The sequence below is a fragment of the Kiloniella sp. EL199 genome, from assembly GCF_900313065.1.
Classification (GTDB): Bacteria; Pseudomonadota; Alphaproteobacteria; order Kiloniellales; family Kiloniellaceae; genus Kiloniella.
Genome location: NZ_OMPU01000010.1, coordinates 97974 through 117547 on the forward strand (window position 1 = coordinate 97974; position 19574 = coordinate 117547).

A 19574-nucleotide genomic window follows, 5' to 3' on the forward strand; every position below is an offset into this window, starting at 1 on the left:
TCAATCATGTGATCTCGTTGCAGCACGCCCTCTGGGACCGCCAAAGTATTCTTTAATCCAGAGATCAGTTTCCTTGGTCAATTCATTGATCGTACCAACCTTGATCTTTTTATCCAGTAAAACGCCAATACGATTACAAATGGCATGAAGTGAATCCAGATCATGGGTAATCATGACGACCGTGAGACCCAGGGTGTCTTGCAGCTTTGCGATTAAGGCGTCAAATTGTGCTGCCCCAATTGGATCGAGACCGGCTGTTGGCTCATCCAGAAAAAGAATATCAGGGTCCAGAGCTAACGCGCGGGCAATACCAGCTCTTTTCCTCATGCCCCCTGACAGTTCTGAAGGGTATTTGTCTCCGGCTTCAACGGGCAGGCCAGCCAACGCGATTTTCAGGGCTGCGATCTCTCGGACAAACTGTGCGGGTAGTTTTGTGTGTTCATTGATCACAGCTTCGATGTTTTGCGAAACAGTAAGCGAGGAAAAGAGGGCGCCGTCCTGAAACAGAACCCCCATGCGTTGCCTTAAAGTACTTAGTTCTGCTTGTGATATCCGATCGACGTCTTGGCCAAGAATTTTAATTGTCCCGGCTGCTTTTTGATTAAGCCCGACGATTGTACGCATAAGAACTGATTTGCCCGTTCCAGAACCACCTACGATGCCAATGACTTCGCCTTTTCTTATATCCAGGTTGAGATGATTGTGAAGGACTTGATCACCGAACTGATTTCGAATGTCTCTAAGAGATATGACAAAATCTTGAGATTTAATTTCTTTGGGCATCCTCAAATCCCCATAACTGAAAAGAGGATGGAAAGAAGGGCATCCAGAACAATGACAAAGAAGATAGCCTCGACAACGGATCGGGTTGTTTGTCGCCCGACTGATTCGGCACTTCTGCTGACCTGAAGACCTTCATGACAGCCAATCAAAGCGATTATAAACGCAAAAATTGGTGCCTTGATCATACCAACAAAGAAATCGCCCAGAGATGCGGCATCCTGAAGATACCGGATGTATTGAAAAAGTGACAGGTCCAGAGTGATCATGGTCATAGCGGCCCCGCCGAGTAATCCCATGATATCCGCATAAAAAGTGAGCAGAGGTAATACCAGAATGAGGCCGAAGATGCGGGGGAGGACTAAAACATCAATTGGATCAAGACCGATGGTGCGCATGGCATCAATTTCTTCATTAACCTTCATTGTTCCAAGCTGGGCGGTGAAAGCACTGCCTGATCGGCCAGCAACGATGATTGCCGTTAACAAAATCCCCATTTCTCTCAAAACGCCAACGGCAACAAGATTAATGGTAAAAATTTGCGCCCCAAAGCGTTCTAATTGTCCCGCACCCTGGAAAGCAAGGACAACGCCGATAAGGAATGAAATGAGCCCCACAATTGGAAGAGCATGAATTCCGATTTGTTCCATTTGGGCAACAAGTGGTGTCCAGCGGATACGCTTTGGATTGACAAGTTGTTTACCAAATGCGTTGAGAACAAGTCCCAAAAAAGAGATCAGTTCATACCCTTGCGCCATAATTGTGTAAAAGCTTTCACCCGTATCGGTGAGCAGTTTTTTCATGCCTTTGGGGGCGTTTTCTGGTGGGCACTCTTTGATACGGTGCTCTTGTACGGTATCAAGAATCTGTCTGACATGCTTGGGGACATTCTTGAGTAATGTTTTGTGCCCGTTTGCTTCTGCTTTGTCTTGATATTGTAAAAAGTAGAGCGCACCTGCTGTATCCATGATCTCAACGGTCTTGAGGTCAAAAATCTGTTCTTTACAGGCTGTTTCACTTTTATTGGCTGTTTGGGGGATAACACGCGCAAGTTCTTGCGTTGTCCAGGAACCGGAAAGAGAGCAAGTCAAGGTCGTTTTGTCTGAGGAGAACTTGATTTCCGGTGAAGTCAAATTATCAGTGGCCGCATTTTTGTTTCAATAGGTTAGTGAATATATATTAAGCGTTCTTTTCCTTAAAAGGCCAGTTTAAAGAAAGTTATGTGACCTGATATGTGGAAACCAGTTTCTGAACAGCGTCTCCACCAGCGATAAAAGCGGCTTCAACCTGTTTGGCATAATCCACATGTAAAAGGCGTTTGTTTGACAATGTTTTGTCATGTCGACCTGTACCACCCAAGACATAATCTTTTATCAAGGCTGGCGGTGTTGGAACTATTCGTTGTTCTTCGGGTAACTCAACCTCTGCCAGAGAGAAATAGGTTTTTCCCTGATCTTTCAAGAAATCCACATCCCATGTCATGCCATCAACGATGAATTTGAAACGAATTTTTGAAACATCGTATTCGCGCACAGACCAAAGGCGATTGAAATCCTCTTCGGATATATCCGTCTCGACTTCGATGACGTCGTCATCTACGCGATGTTTATAGGTGAAAATATAGCGAACGGTTTGAGATTGTAGATCATGCCATTCGCGAATACGAGCACCTTTTCGGATATAACCCTGCCGTATAGCGACACGAAAACAATCCGAGGTTAACAGCTTTTCTTCCAGTTTGCCATCTGGGTCGTATAGAGCAAACTTATACTCGTTTTCAACTGGCACTATTTCGCCTTTCACCTTTGCTGAGAAGATTTATTACCTTTTTCCAGCAGCGCAAGCCAGAGTAAGAAGTTGCTGTCACAATAGTTTCATATTTCTCAATTTTCTCTAAATAACAGTGTAAATATGCCGCTTTAATATAACACTTTATGGCTGGTGGGATTGTTGTGATGATTCGCTCGTACTCGCCGAAAAACCATGGGGTTTCTATAACGAATCAGGATATTTGGACGTTATTATAGTTTCTTATTTCGAAACCTTACCCAAGTTTTTGGGCGAACCGATTGAAATTGTTAGCGTATCAAGGCAGAGATTTATCCTGGGGATGGAGAAGGGTGAATATGATCTGGCAGTTACATTTCCTGAATATCTATCGGAAAAGTTTGCAACACCGCTAGAGCTTACAATACGGTTTGATAAAATGCTTATTGGCCTAAAGGGACTTAACATTTCCTCAACAAGCGATATTGAGAAGTTGCGTTTGGCTATTGTTAAGAGAGCAAACACAGACACATGGATAGATCAGAGCCGTACAATCTAAAAGGTTGAAACGGCAAACTTTACAGAAGGTCTCTGGATTTTGAAAAAGGGCGAGTGGGGCGCTCATTACACTGAACCCTCTGACTTTAGTCGGAGGAGGTTCAGTTGTAGTGCGCTAGTGCGTCTTGACGGTCATAAAATGCAGCTTCTTGCGTATTTTCAAGAGTAACGGGGCGTGCCTTGATATACTTATTCTTGCGAGCCGCTTCCTTAGCTTGTGAAGCTTTCCATTTCTTGGAAATTTTCTGACGCCATGCCGCATCTTTTGCCAAAGCTGCAAGGTTTATGGCCTGGCCTTTATGATTCTTGGGAATACTGACGTCTGAGGAATAGGCCTGGCTTGAGAGTGAGAAAGACATCAGGATAAGAGATATGATAAGGAAAGATTTTTTCATTATTAAGAACTCAATTACAGTTTTTAAGGTGATGAACTTATTTTGTTTTGTCGGCTTGACTAACTAATGTGGTAATCAGCCTGTGCTGTTCTTGGCGTGAAAGATCGACGTTAAAGCTGCACGAAATAAACTTCATTTAGACACGGCATAAATACTGCAATCCGGGCTCCTCTTATTTTAATCTGTCTAACTTTGGTTAGAATATTAATCCACGATGGTTTTAATCTTGAGATAACCCTAATGGATGCGAGGAAGCCTGTGGTGTGATATTTAAAAGACAATCATTTGTTCACAAAGAGGCAGAAGAAAATTGGTGCGTTTCAAGAAGAAATAGTGTTTTATTTTGTCATTAATAACAGTTGCTTATGTTATTTGACTTTGTAGGTGACTGTCTCTCTCTTAAACGTACTATGTCACGTTGTGACACATAATTCTCACAGAACGGCCCTTCTTTATGTTGCCCGATGTTTCTTTCAGTTTCTATTTTGTTGCGGCGATAGCCGTTCTTATAACCGGGATTTCCAAAAGCGGATTTTCAGGAGGAATGGGGGCTTTAACAGTGCCCTTGATGGCAATGTTCATTTCGCCTTTCAAGGCTGCTGCGATAATGCTCCCTATTCTGTGTTGTATGGATGTGCTCAGTATTTGGGCCTATCGGAAGAGTTTCCATCGTAAAAATCTGATGGTGTTAGTCTTAGGGGCTTTATCAGGTATTGGTATCGGCGCTTTGACCTATAGCTATGTAGATGCCAATAATATCAGGGTTCTACTCGGGCTCCTGACCTTGTTGTTTGGGATGAGTTATTTTATTGGGAATCAGAAAGAGAAGAAGCAGGCGCGGGTATCCACATCTGTCGGTGTTGGTTGCGGACTGGTAGCTGGATTTACCAGTTTTGTCGCGCATGCAGGCGGGCCGCCGGTTAAATTTTTTCTTCTGAGGCAGAGGTTGGATAAAACGGTTTTTGTTGGGACAAATGTCGCCTTCTTTTTAATTGTTAATCAGCTCAAGTTGATACCCTACGCCTGGATGGGGCAATTTTCTGCCGAAAACCTGATGTTATCGCTTTTCTTTGTGCCAATTGTACCTTTGGGTATTTGGTTAGGGCTTAAGCTACATAAAATAATCGCACCGGATTTATTTTACCAAATCAGTTACCTGATGATGATTCTTGCAGGTACAAAGTTACTCTATGATGGAATGTCACCACTTGTTTGGTAAAAAAACAAAAAGCCCGATCCTGATGGGGCGAGCTTTTTGTTAACTTGTCGGGGTGACAAGTTAAGTGTATTTGCGTCCGAGAACACGCAGGCGACTTTCAAAATCGCTTCGATCTACATAGCAACCTCTTAGGTGTCTTGCGCCGCTATAGCCTTCGCCAGCTTCGAATGCATTCCGACCATGCATGACCCTTCTGTTATCAAAGATGCATAGATCACCGGGTTTCATTTTTACGGAAATAACAAATCGAGGATCATTAATCAGGACCATGAGTTTTCTGAACGCTAAATAGAAGCCGTCTATCATGCTTTCATCCATGTCGAAGGTATCAACTAGGTGAGGGCTGTACCTCAATTCGACAAGTTGACCGTTTTCATTCGCCTTTATAATTGTATTACGTGTACGAATGTCGGTTTCCGTATCGTAAAAGCGCATTGGAACAGTAACGGTACTCAGTAAATGAAAAGCTTCCGGGTCTGTTTCTCTGAGCTCTTCGATAATTTTAAAGCCGTCAGCGTAGGTAGATTCTCCACCCTGGCTGTCATTCACAAGACAGTGCAGAAATTGATATCCTGGTGGTATCTCCTGATTGATCAAATCAATGTGCAGTGGGAGAGCTTCGGATGTATAGGCATTATTGATTGGGTTTGGCTTTGATTGTACATCAAAAACAATTCCAAAATTCGTTTGCCGCAAGAAGGAAATACGATTGGCAACGTTGGTTACACCTTCATCTATGCAGGGCACGTTACGCACGTAGGAAATACCGGATTTTTGCACTGCTTTTAACCAATTGAAGAGGGCAAGATCATCCTGCATCAGGTCGTTGTAGTCGACCTCGTACATATTATTCAGGATTTCTGTTCCCCAAGGTACGATAGTGGATGTATCCGTTTTCTTGAAATCCGGAGAGTAGGCGTTTTCATAAAGCCACTGAAGCCGGTATGCGCTTTTGTGTGCGCCCTCTGACCAGGTGATATAAAGCGTGTTTTTGTCGAAATGACCGTTAATGGCGTATATGTCGGGGCTTACGCTTGTCAGGTTGAACAAGCGTTCTTGCGTCGATGGATGAAAGCCATTGGGGCAATTATCGCGAAGCCATAGGTAATGGAATGTTGCAATTTTGCCGTCTGACCACCTGATTTCAAGTGATCTTTCTGAAAGACTGAGTGTTTCTACTGAAACAGTAAATTGCTCTTCTTGGGCGAGCGAACTCATTTGCTACTCCATATATAACTGTTTCGTCCCAACTGAGTGAGGGAGAATTTGTTGATGATTTAAAAAGAATTTGGAGTAGGTCAGTTTTATCGGGAAGTGATTTTATTTGGTGAACCAGTCAGTTTTTCTCAGGGAATGATGAGAATAGCAGAATTCTAAATAATAGTTTCAACTTTCATTGTGTGAAAATCGGCTAAGGTGTTACTATTAATACAAGAAATTCTAAACGGGAGCCAAAACCATGAAAGATGCCAATTCTGTCCTCTCTTCCTATAGTACCACTGTTTTTGAAGTGATGTCGCAATTGGCGCTGGAGCATGATGCTATCAACCTGGGGCAGGGATTTCCCGATGAAGATGGTCCTGAAGAGCTGAGAAAAATAGCGGCTGATAGCTTGATGGAAGGACCTAACCAGTATCCATCAATGATGGGCATCCCGGAATTGCGTCAGGCAATTGCGAAACACGACAAAAAGTTCTATGGCATCAGTCTGGATTGGAAGACAGAGGTGATGGTGACCTCTGGCGCAACTGAAGCCTTGTCGAATTGTTTATTCGGGCTGATTGAACCGGGCGATGAAGTTGTCGTTCTGGAACCATCGTATGATTGCTATATCCCCTTGATTAAAAGGGCAGGTGGAATTCCGGTAACAGTGCCTATGTCGGCGCCGGACTGGAAGTTGCCGATCGAAGAGCTGGACGAAGCTCTTACGCATGACACCAAACTGATTATTATCAACAGCCCGATGAACCCCACTGGAAAGGCGTTTCATTGGGATGAACTGGAAGCCTTGGCTGAATTATGCCTGCGCTATGATATCTATGCGGTTTGTGACGAAGTTTATGAACATCTCATTTTTGATGGACGGAAACACTATCCGCTGATCACACTTCCAGGGATGAGGGATCGAACAGTTCGTATTGGATCTGCTGGAAAAAGCTTTGCACTCACGGGGTGGAAAGTTGGTTATGTTTGTGGAGCACCAGAGGTTTTGACGCCTATTATCAAGGCGCATCAGTTCACGACCTTTACCACACCACCAAATTTGCAAAAGGCTGTTGCCGCTGGTTTGTCAAAAGACCAGAGCTATTTCGATAGTCTGACAAAAGATCTGGAAGCTAAACGGGATTATCTGGCGAAGGCCTTGGCTGATCTTGGTTTTGATGTTCTACCCTGTGATGGAACCTATTTCGTGACAGTAGATATTCGTGGTGTCCATAATGGCCGTGATGAAGATTTCTGTCGTTACATAACGACCGAGGCAAAGGTGGCTGCAATTCCGGTCAGTGTGTTCTACGATATCGAAGGCCCATCCAACCTTGTCCGTTTTTGCTTTAGTAAACGCATGGAAGTTCTTGAAGAAGCGATGAGCAGGCTAAAACAAGCTTTGGTGTGATTTTCCATAAGTTTAAAGCGCTCGGAGATCCTCAGTTATTAGAGGATCTCTTTCAGTATTCTTGCCATACCTTTGATGCCATCGGGAATTTTTTCTTCAGGTGTGCCTGCAAAGCCGATCATGAAACCTTTCCGCTTAAGTGGTCTCATGCAGTAATAGTCCAGATTGTTCACGGCGTAGCCAGCGGCTCGTAAGGTTTGCTCTACCTGTTCAGGATCTGCGTGATCCGGAAGCCAGGCATTACAGTGAAAACCTTGTTCCACTGGATTTATTTCCACCAAACCTTTGAGGTGTTTTTCTGCTGCTTCAATAAGAATTTGCTGACGCTGGTGGTATATCCGGCGCATTTTTCGCATGTGTGTTGTGAAGAAACCTTCGTTTATAAAGTCGGCGATGATCTGTTGGGTTAACTTGGGGGTTGAGCGTTGTAAAATAGTTGCGGCATGGGCAAAATCCTCTGCCATTGATTTGGGGACGATCATATAGCCCAGCCGAAGGCCGGGGTAGAGTATCTTGGTAAAAGAGCTGACGTAGAGAACACGCCCGCCCTTGTCCAGACCTTGCAGGGCAGACAGGGGGCGACCTGTATATCTGAATTCACTGTTATAATCGTCTTCAAATATCCAGGTATTGTTTTGCTGTGCCCATTCCAAAAGTTTGATGCGCCGAGTGAGAGGCATGCGATAACCCAGGGGATGTTGACTGGACGGCGTTACATAGGCAAGGCGTGCCTTTTTATTTTGAGCCTCTTCCGGGCAAAGGTCAGGGTTGAAACCATGTTCATCCGAAGAAACGGGAACGACATTGGCACCAGTTCCTTCGAACACACAACGTGCTGCTGTATGGCCGGGATCTTCCATCCAGACCGTATCGCCAGGATCAAGCAGGAGCTGACTGGCAAGATTAAGAGCGGACTGTGTCCCAGAGGTGATAATGATTTGCTCGGGCGTGCACCGCACAGAACGTGACGTTTTCAAATAACTTGAAATGGCTTCTCTTAAAGGCATGAATCCGCCACGATCAGCGTAGGTCAGATCGTCGTTAGACGGCTTGCGTTGGTATCTGTTGGTCAGGCGAGAGAATATGTCGTGCGGTAACAGTTCATAGGCTGGCTGACTGGGTCTAAAGGTATAGATGCCTTCCGGTTCATATTGGTGAGGCAATTCCGAATATCTAAGGCCGCGCTTTGAAAGCGTTAGATCGGAATCTTCTTCGAAGCAATCGGGGTCGTCATCGCTGGCAGATTGGTAGAAATCTGTCATGGCTGATAAACGGCGAGTTACATAAGTGCCGGCTCCCCGACGTGTTTCAAGAAAACCTTCGGATATCATTTGCTCAATTGTGTTGATAACGGTCGTTCTGGAAATTTCGAGCTCAGTGGCGATTATGCGGCTCGCCGAGAGCTTGGTTCCAGGGGGTAAGTCGCCGGAAAGAATAAGCTTTCGTATCCCGCTATAGAGTTGTCTGTAAAGCGGGGTTTGTGATGTTGGGTCCAGTTTGATGCCTTCGAGCAAGGCGCCGGATGCAAATTTAGCCATAATCGTGAACTTAATGTAAAATTGGTCTGCTTGGGTGTCCAATAATGGATCTTAAAGTAATGCCACTATCTGTGTAATATTTCCAAAATTACAAAGCCGCAAGCAAAACTGTGTAAAAGCGGAATTGCAAACAAAGTTCAATGTCACTGTAATACATGCCCTGTAGGTGTGCATTCATGATAGAAAAATGTTCCTTCTGAACATTGAAATCAGACTTGGAGAGCTCTTGTTCGGTGAATAAAAAATCCCTTTGGGGGTTGGGACGCATTCGAACATGCGCATTTATAAACACGGAGGTTTTTTTATGATTAACACGAAAGCCAAGCTTTCGCTTAAACAGGCAATTCTGGGTGTGACTGCTATCGCAGGCCTGGCGTTTGCTGGTCAGGCGCACGCAGAAGAATTACGTCTTCTTACCTGGGGTGGTTATGCTCCTGAATCTGTTGTTAAGCAGTTCAAGGAAGAAACTGGCATCGATGTTAAGGTTACTAAATCTAATAACGAAGAAATGATCGCAAAGCTTCGTGCGACTGGCGGTGGCGGGTTTGACCTTGCACAACCAAGCCAAGACCGTATTTCCGGTGCGCAGGCCGAACACAGAATTTACAAGCCAATTGATCTTTCCAAAATCGATTCCAGCCAGTTCATTGGCTCGATGCTTGAAGCTACTAAAGCCAATACAACTTTCAAAGACGAAGTGTATGGTGTTCCTCATGTATGGGGCACAAGTGGTCTCGTACTTGATACTAAACAAGCTGCCGTGATTAAAGATTATACGGATCTATGTAATGATGCTGTTGCTGGTAAGGCTTCTTATCGTCTAAAGCGTCCGACATTGATCGGTTTTGCTTTCGCTCTTGGTCATGATCCTTTTGCTGCTTATGGCGATAAAGCAAAATATGAAGAAATCATGGGCGATGTTGAGAAAACATTGATTTCTTGTAAGCCTAAAGTGAAAGCATATCATGAGGGTGGTGATTCTCTTCTGAATCTTGTTCGTTCTGGTGAAGTTGTTGCTGCCATGGGCTGGGATGCCGGTGGATGGAAGCTTAACAATGACAATGCCGACATTACTTTTGTGGCGCCGAAGTCTGGTGCCCTTGGTTGGATGGATACCTTTGCTCTACCCAAGAAAACAGAAAACGAAGCTGCTGCTTACAAGTGGATCAACTTCGTAATGCGTCCTGAAATTGCTGCACAGATTACCGCTGCGGCTGGTAACTTTACAGCATCTAAAGGCGCTGACGAGCACGCTGATGACAAACTGAAAGCTCAGTTCCAGGGTAGTTTCCCTCAGGCTGACCTGGACAACATCAAATGGTACCCGACTGTACCACCAGGGCTTGAAACTATCGAAGGTAAAGTTCTGGACCGTGTTAAGGCTGCTTCTTCTAACTAAGAAGAAGTTGATATGCGGTGCATAAACGGCAACCCCCGGTCTTTGGTAAGATCGGGGGTATTGCCATCAGCGGTGTAATGGATCATTTTCCGCTCAAGTCCTAATCTCGGGGGCCTCTAAAGCCCGGCATAAGAGGTCGATAGACCTGCTAAAACACAACGTCCTTTCACAGGTAAATAAAGAATATGAGCAATCAATTGGATCTTGAGTGTCGCCAGCTGGTGAAATCCTTTGGGAAGTTTACAGCGGTTGATAATGTGTCTTTGGAAATTCCAAAGGGATCTTTTTTCTCGATACTCGGTCCAAGTGGCTGTGGTAAAACCACTCTTTTACGTATGCTTGCCGGTTTTATTGAACCGAGTGCGGGTGACATTGTGATCAAAGGACAATCCATGTTGGGGGTTCCCCCAAACAAACGCCCTGTGAACATGGTTTTCCAGCATCTCGCACTCTTCCCTATGATGAACGTTGCTGAGAATATTGCCTACGGCCTGAAACGCAGGAAATTGCCACAGGCAGAAATCGATAAAAAAGTCGCAGATGTTCTGGAACGGGTAAGCTTGCCAGATGCGGGACCAAAGGATGTCACACAGCTTTCCGGTGGACAGCGTCAGCGCATCGCAATTGCGCGATCCCTTGTCCTTGAGCCGGCGGTTTTACTTCTTGATGAGCCATTAGGCGCTCTCGATTTAAAGCTTCGTGAACACATGAAGGTTGAACTGAAACAGCTTCAACACGAAGTTGGAACAACCTTTGTTTATATTACGCATGATCAGTCCGAAGCCTTGGTGATGTCCGATAATGTTGCTGTTATGAACGAAGGCCGTTTTGAGCAAGTGGGATCTCCGCAGGATCTCTATTATAATCCTCAGACAGCTTTTGTCGCCGGCTTTGTTGGCGATTCAAATCGCTGGAGTGGGCGGGTTGATTCTCTTGATAACGGGAAGGCGCTGGTGTCGCTTGACGATGGGGGTGCTATTGCCGGTATTAGTGGAAATGACAGAGTACTTAATGTTGGCGATCGCGTAGAGCTTTTTGTTCGTCCAGAAGCTATTACGATTGAACGTGACAGCTCTGCACAAACAGGCACCCATATAGAAGATGGTCAGAATACCCTGTCAGGGATTGTTGAAAACCTTTTGTTTGATGGAGCAAACAGCCGCGCGCAGGTACGGGATCAGCAAACAGGTCATCAAGTAACCGTTTCCTTGCCTCAGACCGGTGCTTTTAGTGATCTCAAGTCAGGTGAGCAGATTCGTTTATCCTGGGGTGTAGATAAAGCTCGCGCTTATGTCTCTCAGGCTGGTGTTGGTAAGGAGCAGGCAGCATGAGTACGCTCCAGATGACCTCTGGAACAGAAAAGAGCACAACAATTCCGATGATCAAGCTCGGGACTTTCCTGTTGATGCTGCCGCTTTTGCTTTGGCTGTTCTTGCTTATTATTTTACCGCATCTAGATCTTCTGACGGTTTCTCTGCGTGAAAAACTCGGGTATCGGGAATACGCTTTCAGTCTTCAGAACTATATCGAGTTCTTTACCGAGCCGCTTTATTGGAACACCTTTGTTCGTACCGCGGTTATGTCAATTGTTGCAACAGCGATAACCCTGATCGTGGGCTTTCCGGTGTCCTATTACATCGCCAAAGTTATCAAGGGTAAAAAGCGCAACCTGCTCTTTATGATGTGCCTGATCCCTTTTTGGGTTTCCGAGCTTGTCAGAACCTTTGGGTGGATGATCTTGCTGCGTGAATCCGGCGTAATAAGCAACTTTCTGCAATGGACAGGGCTTGTTGATGGTCCAGTTGAATTACTCTACACCGATGCAACCTTGATGGTTGGTTTGGTTTATACATCCATGCTCTTTATGGTCGTGCCGCTGGTTTCTGTTCTGGACACGCTGGATGATAGTTTGATTGAAGCCGGGTATGATCTGGGTGGGAGTACCTATTCTATTTTGCGTGAGATTGTTATTCCACACGCGATGCCGGGGATTGCTTCTGGCTGTATTGTCGTCTTTATGCTGACGTTGGGGAATTACCTAACGCCAACGCTTCTTGGCGGGAAAGACAGCCTTTGGTTTACCGAACAAATCTATAACCAGTTTATTACACGGTTTAACTGGGAATCAGGATCTGCTTTTGGTTTCTTATTGCTGTTCCTCTCATCTGTCATTGTGTTTGTTGGCCTGAAACTCAGTCGCCAAACGCTTGCCGATACCGTGAAATAGGGGGCTTTGATATGATACCATCTCTTCCTCAGTCAAAGTTCAGCACGCGCCTTTACGCGGCTTATATAACGCTGTTTTTTATTTATCTGGCGGCACCGCTTGTGGTCGTTGGTGTCTTCGCTTTCAATGATAGTTTGTTTCCTTCCATGCCTTGGAACGGTGTTACCTTTGATTGGTTTATCGGCACTGAAGAACCTCGTATTGGTGTTTTCAATGATGGTCAGCTTTTGGAATCAATTGGCTATTCCGGCTTTATTGCTGTTTGCGTTACGCTGTTGTCGGTCTTTGTTGGGACTTGTAATGCGTTTTTGTTCGAACGCCATAATTTCCCGGGAAAAAATGTTCTCTATATCTTTGCCCTGATGCCATTGGTTATTCCCGGCGTGATTTTGGGAATTTCGATTTTGATTTTCACCAACTCGATTGCCAATGGTGTAGAAGATAGCTTTGGTCTGGATCTGGACTTTCTTCGCCCGGGTTTGTTTATCGTCATTATGGGGCAGTTCGCTTTTGTAACGACGATTACAACACTCGTGATTTCGGCGCGACTACGAAAGTTTGATACCAGTTTGGAAGAAGCTGCTTTGAATTTGGGGGCAACAAAGTGGGAAGCGATGAAGACTATTACACTTCCCTTTTTGAAGCCGGCAATGATAGGTGCAGGGATTGTCTGTTTTCTTATGTCTTTTGAGAATTTCAATACAACTTTGATGCTGGTGGGATCGGACTCACCTCTGACAATCACGATGTTTGACCGTCTCAAGCAAGGGTCGACGCCTGCATTGAATGCTGTGTCGTTGATGTTGATGGTCGTGTCAGGTGCCCTGGCCCTTGTCTCGGTATTTGTACAGCGTGACAAGAATGTACCAGACAATGAGTAATTGTGTGGCTCTGAGAAAATTAACTGAGGGATTTCTGTTCAGATTAGAAGGATTATGTGTCGTCCGATCCAAAGGGTGACAGATAAAAAAGTTGCTCTTCAAGTAATTTACCCCACGACTTGCCGGGCTTATTAGCCCGGTCTTTTTTCGATTGCGTTGTAAATGTTGAGTTACTTTCAGAGTGGCTTTTTTGTGGCGAGCCTATTATGCTGTGTGCTGATATCTCGTTGAAGGATTGGGGACTGATCTTTGACAAGGGTATATTAGGTATTTTGATAGCGTTTTATTTAACTGGATTAGGCAAATGGGTTAAGTGGGGGCTTGGCCGTATTGTCTAAATTAAGAATGTATTGGAAAGTATCAGTCCATGGTCGTGCCGTATCGTCCACCTGCTCAAAGTTCACAGGCCTTTTGCCCATCTCATTGCGAGAAAAGCGTTGTCCAAGTTGAAAAATCAGATCATGAAATTAGTCGCCGTCATCTTCTCAAAGGTGCGATTAGCTTTGCGGGAATAGCTTGTTCGTCTCCCTTTCTTGCATCTCCGGCCATTAGTGCAGAACAAGAACTGGAAGTATTTTCCTGGCAGGGGTATTTCAGTGATGGCATGATCTCAGAGTTTAAAAAAGATACAGGCATACAGATTTATTTGACTGAATACGAGAATAATAACGAAGCCCTCTTGACCTTAAAGGCGACAAAAGGGCGAGGATTTGATCTCGTATTCCCATCATTGTCTTTCCTGACAAACTGGTATCTGGCAAGAGATCTCTTGCGCCCGATTGAAGAGGAAAAACTAAACCTTGATCTCATACATGGCAGCATTTTGAAGAGTGCTGAAAATATGGGAACGATATACAGGGGGCGACGATACGCATTGCCTTTTGTTTGGGGATGCGAAGGCATTATCTTTGATAGTATTTTGCGAGATTACCAACCGGGTGAACTTTCATGGAACGATCAATGGTCATTTGAGAATAAAGGTTTTGTGACAACGCGCCCTGAATCTGCACTGAACTCAATGGCGTTAATGCTGGATGGTACCGGGGAGCGTTTGAATTCTGCCTATCTTAACGAGGAATCAGCCCGCCAGATTTTAGGCGAAGCGCTTCTTTTTGCACAAGAGCATAAATCCCATGTTCGCCAATTTTGGATGGATACAGAAGGCTTGACCTCTGCCTTTACGCTTAACAACTGTGTTGTCGGGCAAGGTTGGGGGGGCACGGCGCACACGCTATGGAAACAAACAACCAGCCGGTTTAAATTTCTGGCCCCGAAAGAGGGCGCGTTTGCCTGGATGGATACGCTTGCTATTCCCGAAGGGAGCCAGAATGTGGATCAGAGCTACGAGTTGATTAACTGGTTGCTCTCACCTAAAGGTGCTGGAATGTTTATGGCTTACTCCGGGTATAATTCTGCAGTCAAAGATGCTCATAAAGAGCTGGATCTGGCTGCGCAAGAGTGGTTCAATTTCTCTTATGATCAGGGAAAAGCTATTGAGGACCTTTATTGGCTCAAGCCAGAGCCTGCTTGGTTCAAGGATTTACAGGCCGTTTATGTTCGTAAATATAAAGAAGCCTGATCTCATTTTTTTGTTGGAAATGATGAAAGGTATTTCGGTATGAGCTGAAATGTTTGGTTTCTAACATGATGTGTACTGTTCAAATACAAAGCAAAGTTTTAAAGTTTTTGAAATTTTATGTCAAAAAAAGATCTAATAAAGTCGTTTTTGTATAAATAATAGAAAATTTACGATCTATAATGATTGTATAATACACAAGAAAAAGGAACTGTGACATGGCGAGTACCGTTATCCTTACAGTTATTGGCTCTGACCGACCCGGATTGGTTGATGACCTGTCCACGATGGTGAACAAACATGGTGGAAACTGGCTGGAAAGCCGGATGACCAGACTATCCAGTAACTTCGCTGGTATTGTTCGCGTTTCGGTTCCTGAAGGAAATCATGAGGCGCTAGAGCGCGATATTCAGTCTCTTGGATGTGCAAACTGTCAACTTATTATGGAACAAGAATCCAAGGCAGGATCTGATGAAACACTGCGTGAGTTGAGTTTGGAAATTATCGGTCCGGATCATCCTGGCATTGTTCAGGATATTTCCCACGCACTGGCAGAGAAAAAAATCGGAATAAATGAAATTTCAACAGACTGTCAGGATGGTGCAATGTCTTCTGAAAGAATTTTCAGTGCCGAGATAAATATTGCGATCCCGTCTTCTGTTCCTGTTGATAGTATTCGTGACCAGTTGGAAGAGTTGGCAAATCAATTGTTTGTCGATATTACGATGGATGACTTACAAGGGACGGTGACACGAATTTAAATTCACATACAATAAGAAATCAATAAAGACAGTCAAAAGTTGGTTCAGAAAAGTCGTAATGGTTTAAGCGTTATGGACTTTCAGGAAGAAGCCAATTGATAGCTGTCTTTTTTTGTTGTTCCAGATAGGCATTTGCTTGGGAAAAATGCCTATTCCCAAAGAAACCACGATGTGCACTTAAAGGTGAAGGGTGAGGTGATTGCAGAACAAGGTGGCGATTTCGATCAATAACAGCTCCCTTTTTCTGCGCATAGCTTCCCCATAACATAAAGACCAAGCCATGATGGCGGTCATTAAGTGTTTCAATTATTTTATCGGTAAAAAGCTCCCAGCCACGCCCTTGATGGGATCCAGCTTTATTTTGTTCGACAGTTAGAACTGAATTGAGCAACAAAACGCCCTGTTTGGCCCAAGAGTTTAAATAACCATGTAATGGTTGATGAATCCCAAGGTCCTGTTCCATTTCCTTGTAGATATTCTTGAGTGACGGGGGGATGGGAACACCCGGTTTAACAGAGAAACACAAACCATGGGCTTGACCGGGGCCGTGGTAAGGATCTTGCCCTAAAATAACGATTTTCACTTTATTTAAAGGGGTCAGGTCAAGTGCTTGAAAGTACTCTGTTCCCTTTGGGAATATGACTCTCCGGCTTTCTTTTTGTTGCTTTAAAAAGGTTTTCAGGTTTCGCATATAGTCTTTGCCAAACTCGGAAAACAGAGCCTCTTTCCAACTTGGGTCGAGTTTAATTGTATCTGCTGTTGTATTCATTACAAGATGTTAATCATCAATAAGTGTCAGGAGAACTTCCATGGCATTTTCTGCACCTTGAGCAATGTCAGGTACAGTGGCATCCAACATATAGCACGGCGTTGTGACGAGCTTGTTCGTACGATCAACAATGACTTCTCCGTGCCCTGTGGTTTCGTGGTGAGCCCCCATACTTTCAAGTGTGCTGGCTGTATCGACATCTTGTCCGATGGTAAGTGTGGGGTGATTGTATAAACGGGCGACTACTGCTGGTGATATACACAATGCAGCGACCGGTTTGCTCATTTTGATCATTCCACTGATTGCATTTTCAACATCGGGATTGATGGTGCAATCGGCGCCGTCATGCGCAAAGGATGAGAGATTTTTTGCCGCACCAAAGCCACCGGGAAGGGCCATTGCATCGACATTAGCGGGATTAAAATCAGCTAAATCACTAATTTGCCCACGCGCTATTCTCGCAGATTCAATCAGTACATTTCTGCTTTCACTGAGAACTGTTTTTTTTGTCAGGTGGTTTACAACATCGTGTTGCTCGATATCTGGTGCGAAACATAATGTTTCAGCCCCTAATTTTTGCAAGGCATAGAGTGTCATGACTGCTTCATGGATTTCTGCGCCATCCAGAAAGCCACAACCAGAAAGAATAACCGCAACTTTGACACTCATTTTTTTCTCCTAAGCTTACAATAGAATTTGCAACGATGCTTGATTAGCTTTTCTGACCAGCTTCCTGTAGTTGCTTTTCGACATCCAAGCGCTTGGTATGTTTAAAGAACTCTTTTGCAATGGGCGAACTGGGTTCTCTCTTCGCGATAATCATGCCGATCTTGTTGACAAGTCTGGGCTCTGAAAGCGGTATGGCAACAACACCTTCCAGATTTCGCAGAATGTGAATCAAGCTGATGGGGACAATACTGGATGTATTCCCAAATCTCGTTTCATGGAGAAGTTGTGTGATGGAATTTGTTTGTGTGTGGGGAGTGACGAAACAGTCTAATTCTTCAAAAGTTTTGTCGATGATACGGCGATACTGCATATCACGCGTCAAAAGACTGAGCGGAATCTCGGCAGCTTCCTGCCAAGTGATGGTGTTTCTGTCCTTCAGCGGTCCGTCTGCTTTGTGAATGAGGGAATATTCTTCGTGATAAAGCTCGTGGCTTTCAACGTTGGTGCTTAATTCATTACTTAGATAGGTGACACCAACTTCGAGATCAAATTTTTCCAGACTGAGTTGTATTTCGGCCGAGGAAAGAGACAGGATTGAAACGGTAATATTCGGATGGGCTTCGCAAAAAGGATTTTTAATGAGTGACATCATTGGCATCGCTGATGGAATGGCACCGATACGCAGATGGCCGGCTAGGCCCTTGCTCATTTGGCTCAAAGACTGCTTTAAGGTTCGGGCTTCGGCAAGAATGCGTTGTGCGATAGAGACAACCAATTCTCCTTCGGTTGTTAGGCCCTGAAAACTACGTTCTCGCTTTACGATTGGAACACCAAGTTCATTTTCCAGTTGTCGAATTCTCGCAGAAAAAGCGGGTTGAGAAATGTTACAGTTCTTGGCTGCCCGCCCAAAATGTTTTTCGCGCGCCAGCGCACAGAGTAGTTCCAATTGGCGCAAATCCAAGGTAGTCACCTCCTGTGGTGCAGTAAGTTTTATTGTCTTGTTATTGTTTTAAGAATTACGGCGTGCCGAATTCCTGACATATGGATATATATAACATATCCCTAGAAGATATAAGGGGATATGTTTTTAAAGCCATTAATCAAAGCGCCAATGTCATATAACTCTGGCGACATGGATGGATTATTTTTTTATTTCCTTGCCCGTCATTAGGCTTGGCGTTCCAAGAGGAGATGTCATTCCTGATTTCATCATGAAATGACGCAAAGGAGAAAAATTCCTGACGGCTGATAACCCAAGATCCCGGACCTTGTGAAGGATGGCACTGTCATTCGATGCAAATCGATTGAGGCCGTCTGCAGCTGCAAGACGAGTGAAAACATCAAAGCGTCTGGCACGATCATATTCTGCTAGCAATTGGATCTCGCCAAGATCGTTGCCTTTGTTGTTTTGATTAATCAACAGTTCTGCAAGAACAGCGACGTCACGTAAACTTAGGTTTAGCCCCTGAGCAGCAATCGGGGGCAGGGCATGGGCCGCTTCAGCGATAAGAGCAAAGCGTCTATCGTGAAAAGAGTTACTGAGCATGGCAGATATGGGGAAGCCGCCTCGTTTTCCAAACAACTTGACGGTTCCCAGGCGGCCTTTGATTTTCTCTTTAAGCGCTTTGGTAAAAGATTCTTCGTCTTGGGCGAGCAGTTTTTTGGCAAGTGAAGTTTCTTCAACCCAAACGATGGATGATCGTTTGCCCATCATAGGAACGAGGGTGAAAGGCCCAGCGGGATAATGGGTTTCGGTTGAAATATTTTGATGATCTTTACTGTGCTCGATATAACAGGTTATCGCGGTTTGAGGATAAGGCCATGACATTGACTTGATGCCAACGGCTTTGCGGCTTTGTGAATTTTTCCCGTCTGCACCGACTGTAAGTTGTGCGCTAGATTTCTGTCCATCAGATAGATCAAGAATATAACCCTTTTCGCTGACCTCCATCTTTTCCATTTTCGTAGAGGTCAGGTGCGTGACAGAGGGCAGTTCATTTAGTCTGTTGCATAATGATCTTCGCAATACAGCATTGGGGACGTTAAAGCCAAAGGGGCTATCATTGATTTCACGGGAATCAAAATCTGTAGAACTGGGATATTTTTGTTTTCCCCTGGGTAAATTAACAATTCGCATTACTGTTAATGCGGTGGCGTATTCCTCACATCCAACCCAGGCGCCGCAAGCTTTCAGTAAATTAATGGAATTTTGGATCAATGCTGTTGTGCGGTTGTCTTTTGCGTCCTGATAAGGATCTTCTGGCAAAGGAGGTTCAAGATCGATCAGAAGCGTTTTTATCTCAGCTGTTCCAAGTGCTGCGGCGAGACTTAAACCAGCCAATCCTCCACCAATAATCTGAACCTGATTTGTGAGCATTGAAGAAGAATTCTGGCTAGTCATTGTCTCTGGTTACACTTGTA

Annotated in this window: 19 protein-coding genes; 9 read left to right on the plus strand and 10 right to left on the minus strand. The window is 44.6% G+C overall.

Annotated elements, in window-relative coordinates; translation table 11 throughout:
* From D9A03_RS08980 to D9A03_RS08990, 3 genes are all read right to left on the minus strand, one after another.
* On the minus strand, positions 1–783 hold the full coding sequence (locus tag D9A03_RS08980) for an ABC transporter ATP-binding protein (RefSeq protein WP_120496868.1): 783 nt from the start codon (positions 781–783) through the stop codon (positions 1–3).
* 2 nt (positions 784–785) lie between these two features.
* Complete coding sequence (locus tag D9A03_RS08985; protein ID WP_254055008.1) at positions 786–1913, minus strand: MlaE family lipid ABC transporter permease subunit; 1128 nt, start codon at positions 1911–1913, stop codon at positions 786–788.
* Between the two features lie 85 nt (positions 1914–1998).
* Entirely contained in the window at positions 1999–2568 is a 570-nt protein-coding gene (locus D9A03_RS08990) for a hypothetical protein (RefSeq protein ID WP_162938056.1), read from the minus strand.
* 322 nt (positions 2569–2890) lie between these two features.
* Between D9A03_RS08990 and D9A03_RS08995 the strand changes: the two genes are divergently transcribed.
* On the plus strand, positions 2891–3106 hold the full coding sequence (locus tag D9A03_RS08995) for a hypothetical protein (protein ID WP_162938057.1): 216 nt from the start codon (positions 2891–2893) through the stop codon (positions 3104–3106).
* 100 nt (positions 3107–3206) lie between these two features.
* Here D9A03_RS08995 and D9A03_RS09000 read toward each other — a convergent pair whose 3' ends face one another.
* Positions 3207–3500, minus strand: coding sequence for a hypothetical protein (locus D9A03_RS09000; protein ID WP_120496871.1), 294 nt, complete (start codon positions 3498–3500; stop codon positions 3207–3209).
* A 454-nt stretch (positions 3501–3954) separates the two neighbouring features.
* Between D9A03_RS09000 and D9A03_RS09005 the strand changes: the two genes are divergently transcribed.
* Positions 3955–4719: a sulfite exporter TauE/SafE family protein gene (locus tag D9A03_RS09005; protein WP_120496872.1), complete on the plus strand. Its 765-nt coding sequence runs from the start codon at positions 3955–3957 to the stop codon at positions 4717–4719.
* Positions 4720–4779: 60 nt separating this feature from the next.
* Here D9A03_RS09005 and D9A03_RS09010 read toward each other — a convergent pair whose 3' ends face one another.
* On the minus strand, positions 4780–5937 hold the full coding sequence (locus D9A03_RS09010; RefSeq protein ID WP_120496873.1) for a TauD/TfdA family dioxygenase: 1158 nt from the start codon (positions 5935–5937) through the stop codon (positions 4780–4782).
* A 241-nt stretch (positions 5938–6178) separates the two neighbouring features.
* Between D9A03_RS09010 and D9A03_RS09015 the strand changes: the two genes are divergently transcribed.
* Positions 6179–7333 carry an aminotransferase gene (locus tag D9A03_RS09015; protein WP_120496874.1) on the plus strand — a complete coding sequence of 385 codons (1155 nt, stop codon included), beginning with the start codon at positions 6179–6181 and terminating at the stop codon, positions 7331–7333.
* A 38-nt stretch (positions 7334–7371) separates the two neighbouring features.
* Here the strand turns inward: D9A03_RS09015 and D9A03_RS09020 are convergent, their stop codons facing one another.
* Positions 7372–8871, minus strand: a complete 1500-nt coding sequence (locus tag D9A03_RS09020; protein ID WP_120496875.1) for a PLP-dependent aminotransferase family protein — start codon at positions 8869–8871, stop codon at positions 7372–7374.
* Positions 8872–9175: 304 nt separating this feature from the next.
* Here D9A03_RS09020 and D9A03_RS09025 point away from each other — a divergent pair, with 304 nt between their 5' ends.
* The 6 genes from D9A03_RS09025 (at position 9176) to D9A03_RS09050 (ending at position 15715) form a co-directional block, all read left to right on the plus strand.
* Entirely contained in the window at positions 9176–10270 is a 1095-nt protein-coding gene (locus D9A03_RS09025) for an extracellular solute-binding protein (protein WP_120497643.1), read from the plus strand.
* A gap of 185 nt (positions 10271–10455) precedes the next feature.
* Positions 10456–11601 (plus strand): ABC transporter ATP-binding protein, encoded by a 1146-nt coding sequence (locus D9A03_RS09030; RefSeq protein ID WP_120496876.1) that lies wholly within the window; start codon positions 10456–10458, stop codon positions 11599–11601.
* Complete coding sequence (locus D9A03_RS09035) at positions 11598–12497, plus strand: ABC transporter permease (RefSeq protein ID WP_216825430.1); 900 nt, start codon at positions 11598–11600, stop codon at positions 12495–12497. The genes D9A03_RS09030 and D9A03_RS09035 overlap by 4 nt, the downstream gene beginning before the upstream one ends.
* 11 nt (positions 12498–12508) lie before the next feature.
* On the plus strand, positions 12509–13378 hold the full coding sequence (locus D9A03_RS09040) for an ABC transporter permease (RefSeq protein ID WP_120496877.1): 870 nt from the start codon (positions 12509–12511) through the stop codon (positions 13376–13378).
* Between the two features lie 367 nt (positions 13379–13745).
* Complete coding sequence (locus D9A03_RS09045) at positions 13746–14957, plus strand: extracellular solute-binding protein (protein ID WP_120496878.1); 1212 nt, start codon at positions 13746–13748, stop codon at positions 14955–14957.
* Between the two features lie 215 nt (positions 14958–15172).
* Positions 15173–15715, plus strand: a complete 543-nt coding sequence (locus D9A03_RS09050; RefSeq protein ID WP_120496879.1) for a glycine cleavage system protein R — start codon at positions 15173–15175, stop codon at positions 15713–15715.
* Positions 15716–15785: 70 nt separating this feature from the next.
* Here the strand turns inward: D9A03_RS09050 and ung are convergent, their stop codons facing one another.
* From ung to D9A03_RS09070, 4 genes are all read right to left on the minus strand, one after another.
* The gene (gene ung / locus D9A03_RS09055; RefSeq protein WP_120496880.1) at positions 15786–16484 is read right to left on the minus strand and encodes a uracil-DNA glycosylase; all 699 of its coding nucleotides are present in this window, start codon (positions 16482–16484) and stop codon (positions 15786–15788) included.
* A gap of 9 nt (positions 16485–16493) precedes the next feature.
* Positions 16494–17153, minus strand: coding sequence for an isoprenoid biosynthesis glyoxalase ElbB (gene elbB / locus D9A03_RS09060; protein ID WP_120496881.1), 660 nt, complete (start codon positions 17151–17153; stop codon positions 16494–16496).
* 43 nt (positions 17154–17196) lie between these two features.
* The gene (locus tag D9A03_RS09065; protein ID WP_162938058.1) at positions 17197–18114 is read right to left on the minus strand and encodes a LysR family transcriptional regulator; all 918 of its coding nucleotides are present in this window, start codon (positions 18112–18114) and stop codon (positions 17197–17199) included.
* A gap of 180 nt (positions 18115–18294) precedes the next feature.
* Complete coding sequence (locus D9A03_RS09070) at positions 18295–19554, minus strand: FAD-dependent monooxygenase (protein WP_120496883.1); 1260 nt, start codon at positions 19552–19554, stop codon at positions 18295–18297.
* Positions 19555–19574 lie beyond the last annotated feature (20 nt).

Excerpts from the sequence above, each read along its gene's own strand:
- D9A03_RS08980 (WP_120496868.1), bottom strand. The coding sequence starts at position 783 with ATGCCCAAAGAAATTAAATCTCAAGATTTTGTCATATCTCTTAGAGAC.
- D9A03_RS08995 (WP_162938057.1), top strand. The coding sequence starts at position 2,891 with ATGGAGAAGGGTGAATATGATCTGGCAGTTACATTTCCTGAATATCTA.
- D9A03_RS09000 (WP_120496871.1), bottom strand. The coding sequence starts at position 3,500 with ATGAAAAAATCTTTCCTTATCATATCTCTTATCCTGATGTCTTTCTCA.
- D9A03_RS09005 (WP_120496872.1), top strand. The coding sequence starts at position 3,955 with ATGTTGCCCGATGTTTCTTTCAGTTTCTATTTTGTTGCGGCGATAGCC.
- D9A03_RS09010 (WP_120496873.1), bottom strand. The coding sequence starts at position 5,937 with ATGAGTTCGCTCGCCCAAGAAGAGCAATTTACTGTTTCAGTAGAAACA.
- D9A03_RS09015 (WP_120496874.1), top strand. The coding sequence starts at position 6,179 with ATGAAAGATGCCAATTCTGTCCTCTCTTCCTATAGTACCACTGTTTTT.
- D9A03_RS09020 (WP_120496875.1), bottom strand. The coding sequence starts at position 8,871 with ATGGCTAAATTTGCATCCGGCGCCTTGCTCGAAGGCATCAAACTGGAC.
- D9A03_RS09025 (WP_120497643.1), top strand. The coding sequence starts at position 9,176 with ATGATTAACACGAAAGCCAAGCTTTCGCTTAAACAGGCAATTCTGGGT.
- D9A03_RS09030 (WP_120496876.1), top strand. The coding sequence starts at position 10,456 with ATGAGCAATCAATTGGATCTTGAGTGTCGCCAGCTGGTGAAATCCTTT.
- D9A03_RS09035 (WP_216825430.1), top strand. The coding sequence starts at position 11,598 with ATGAGTACGCTCCAGATGACCTCTGGAACAGAAAAGAGCACAACAATT.
- D9A03_RS09040 (WP_120496877.1), top strand. The coding sequence starts at position 12,509 with ATGATACCATCTCTTCCTCAGTCAAAGTTCAGCACGCGCCTTTACGCG.
- D9A03_RS09045 (WP_120496878.1), top strand. The coding sequence starts at position 13,746 with ATGGTCGTGCCGTATCGTCCACCTGCTCAAAGTTCACAGGCCTTTTGC.
- D9A03_RS09050 (WP_120496879.1), top strand. The coding sequence starts at position 15,173 with ATGGCGAGTACCGTTATCCTTACAGTTATTGGCTCTGACCGACCCGGA.
- ung (WP_120496880.1), bottom strand. The coding sequence starts at position 16,484 with ATGAATACAACAGCAGATACAATTAAACTCGACCCAAGTTGGAAAGAG.
- elbB (WP_120496881.1), bottom strand. The coding sequence starts at position 17,153 with ATGAGTGTCAAAGTTGCGGTTATTCTTTCTGGTTGTGGCTTTCTGGAT.
- D9A03_RS09070 (WP_120496883.1), bottom strand. The coding sequence starts at position 19,554 with ATGACTAGCCAGAATTCTTCTTCAATGCTCACAAATCAGGTTCAGATT.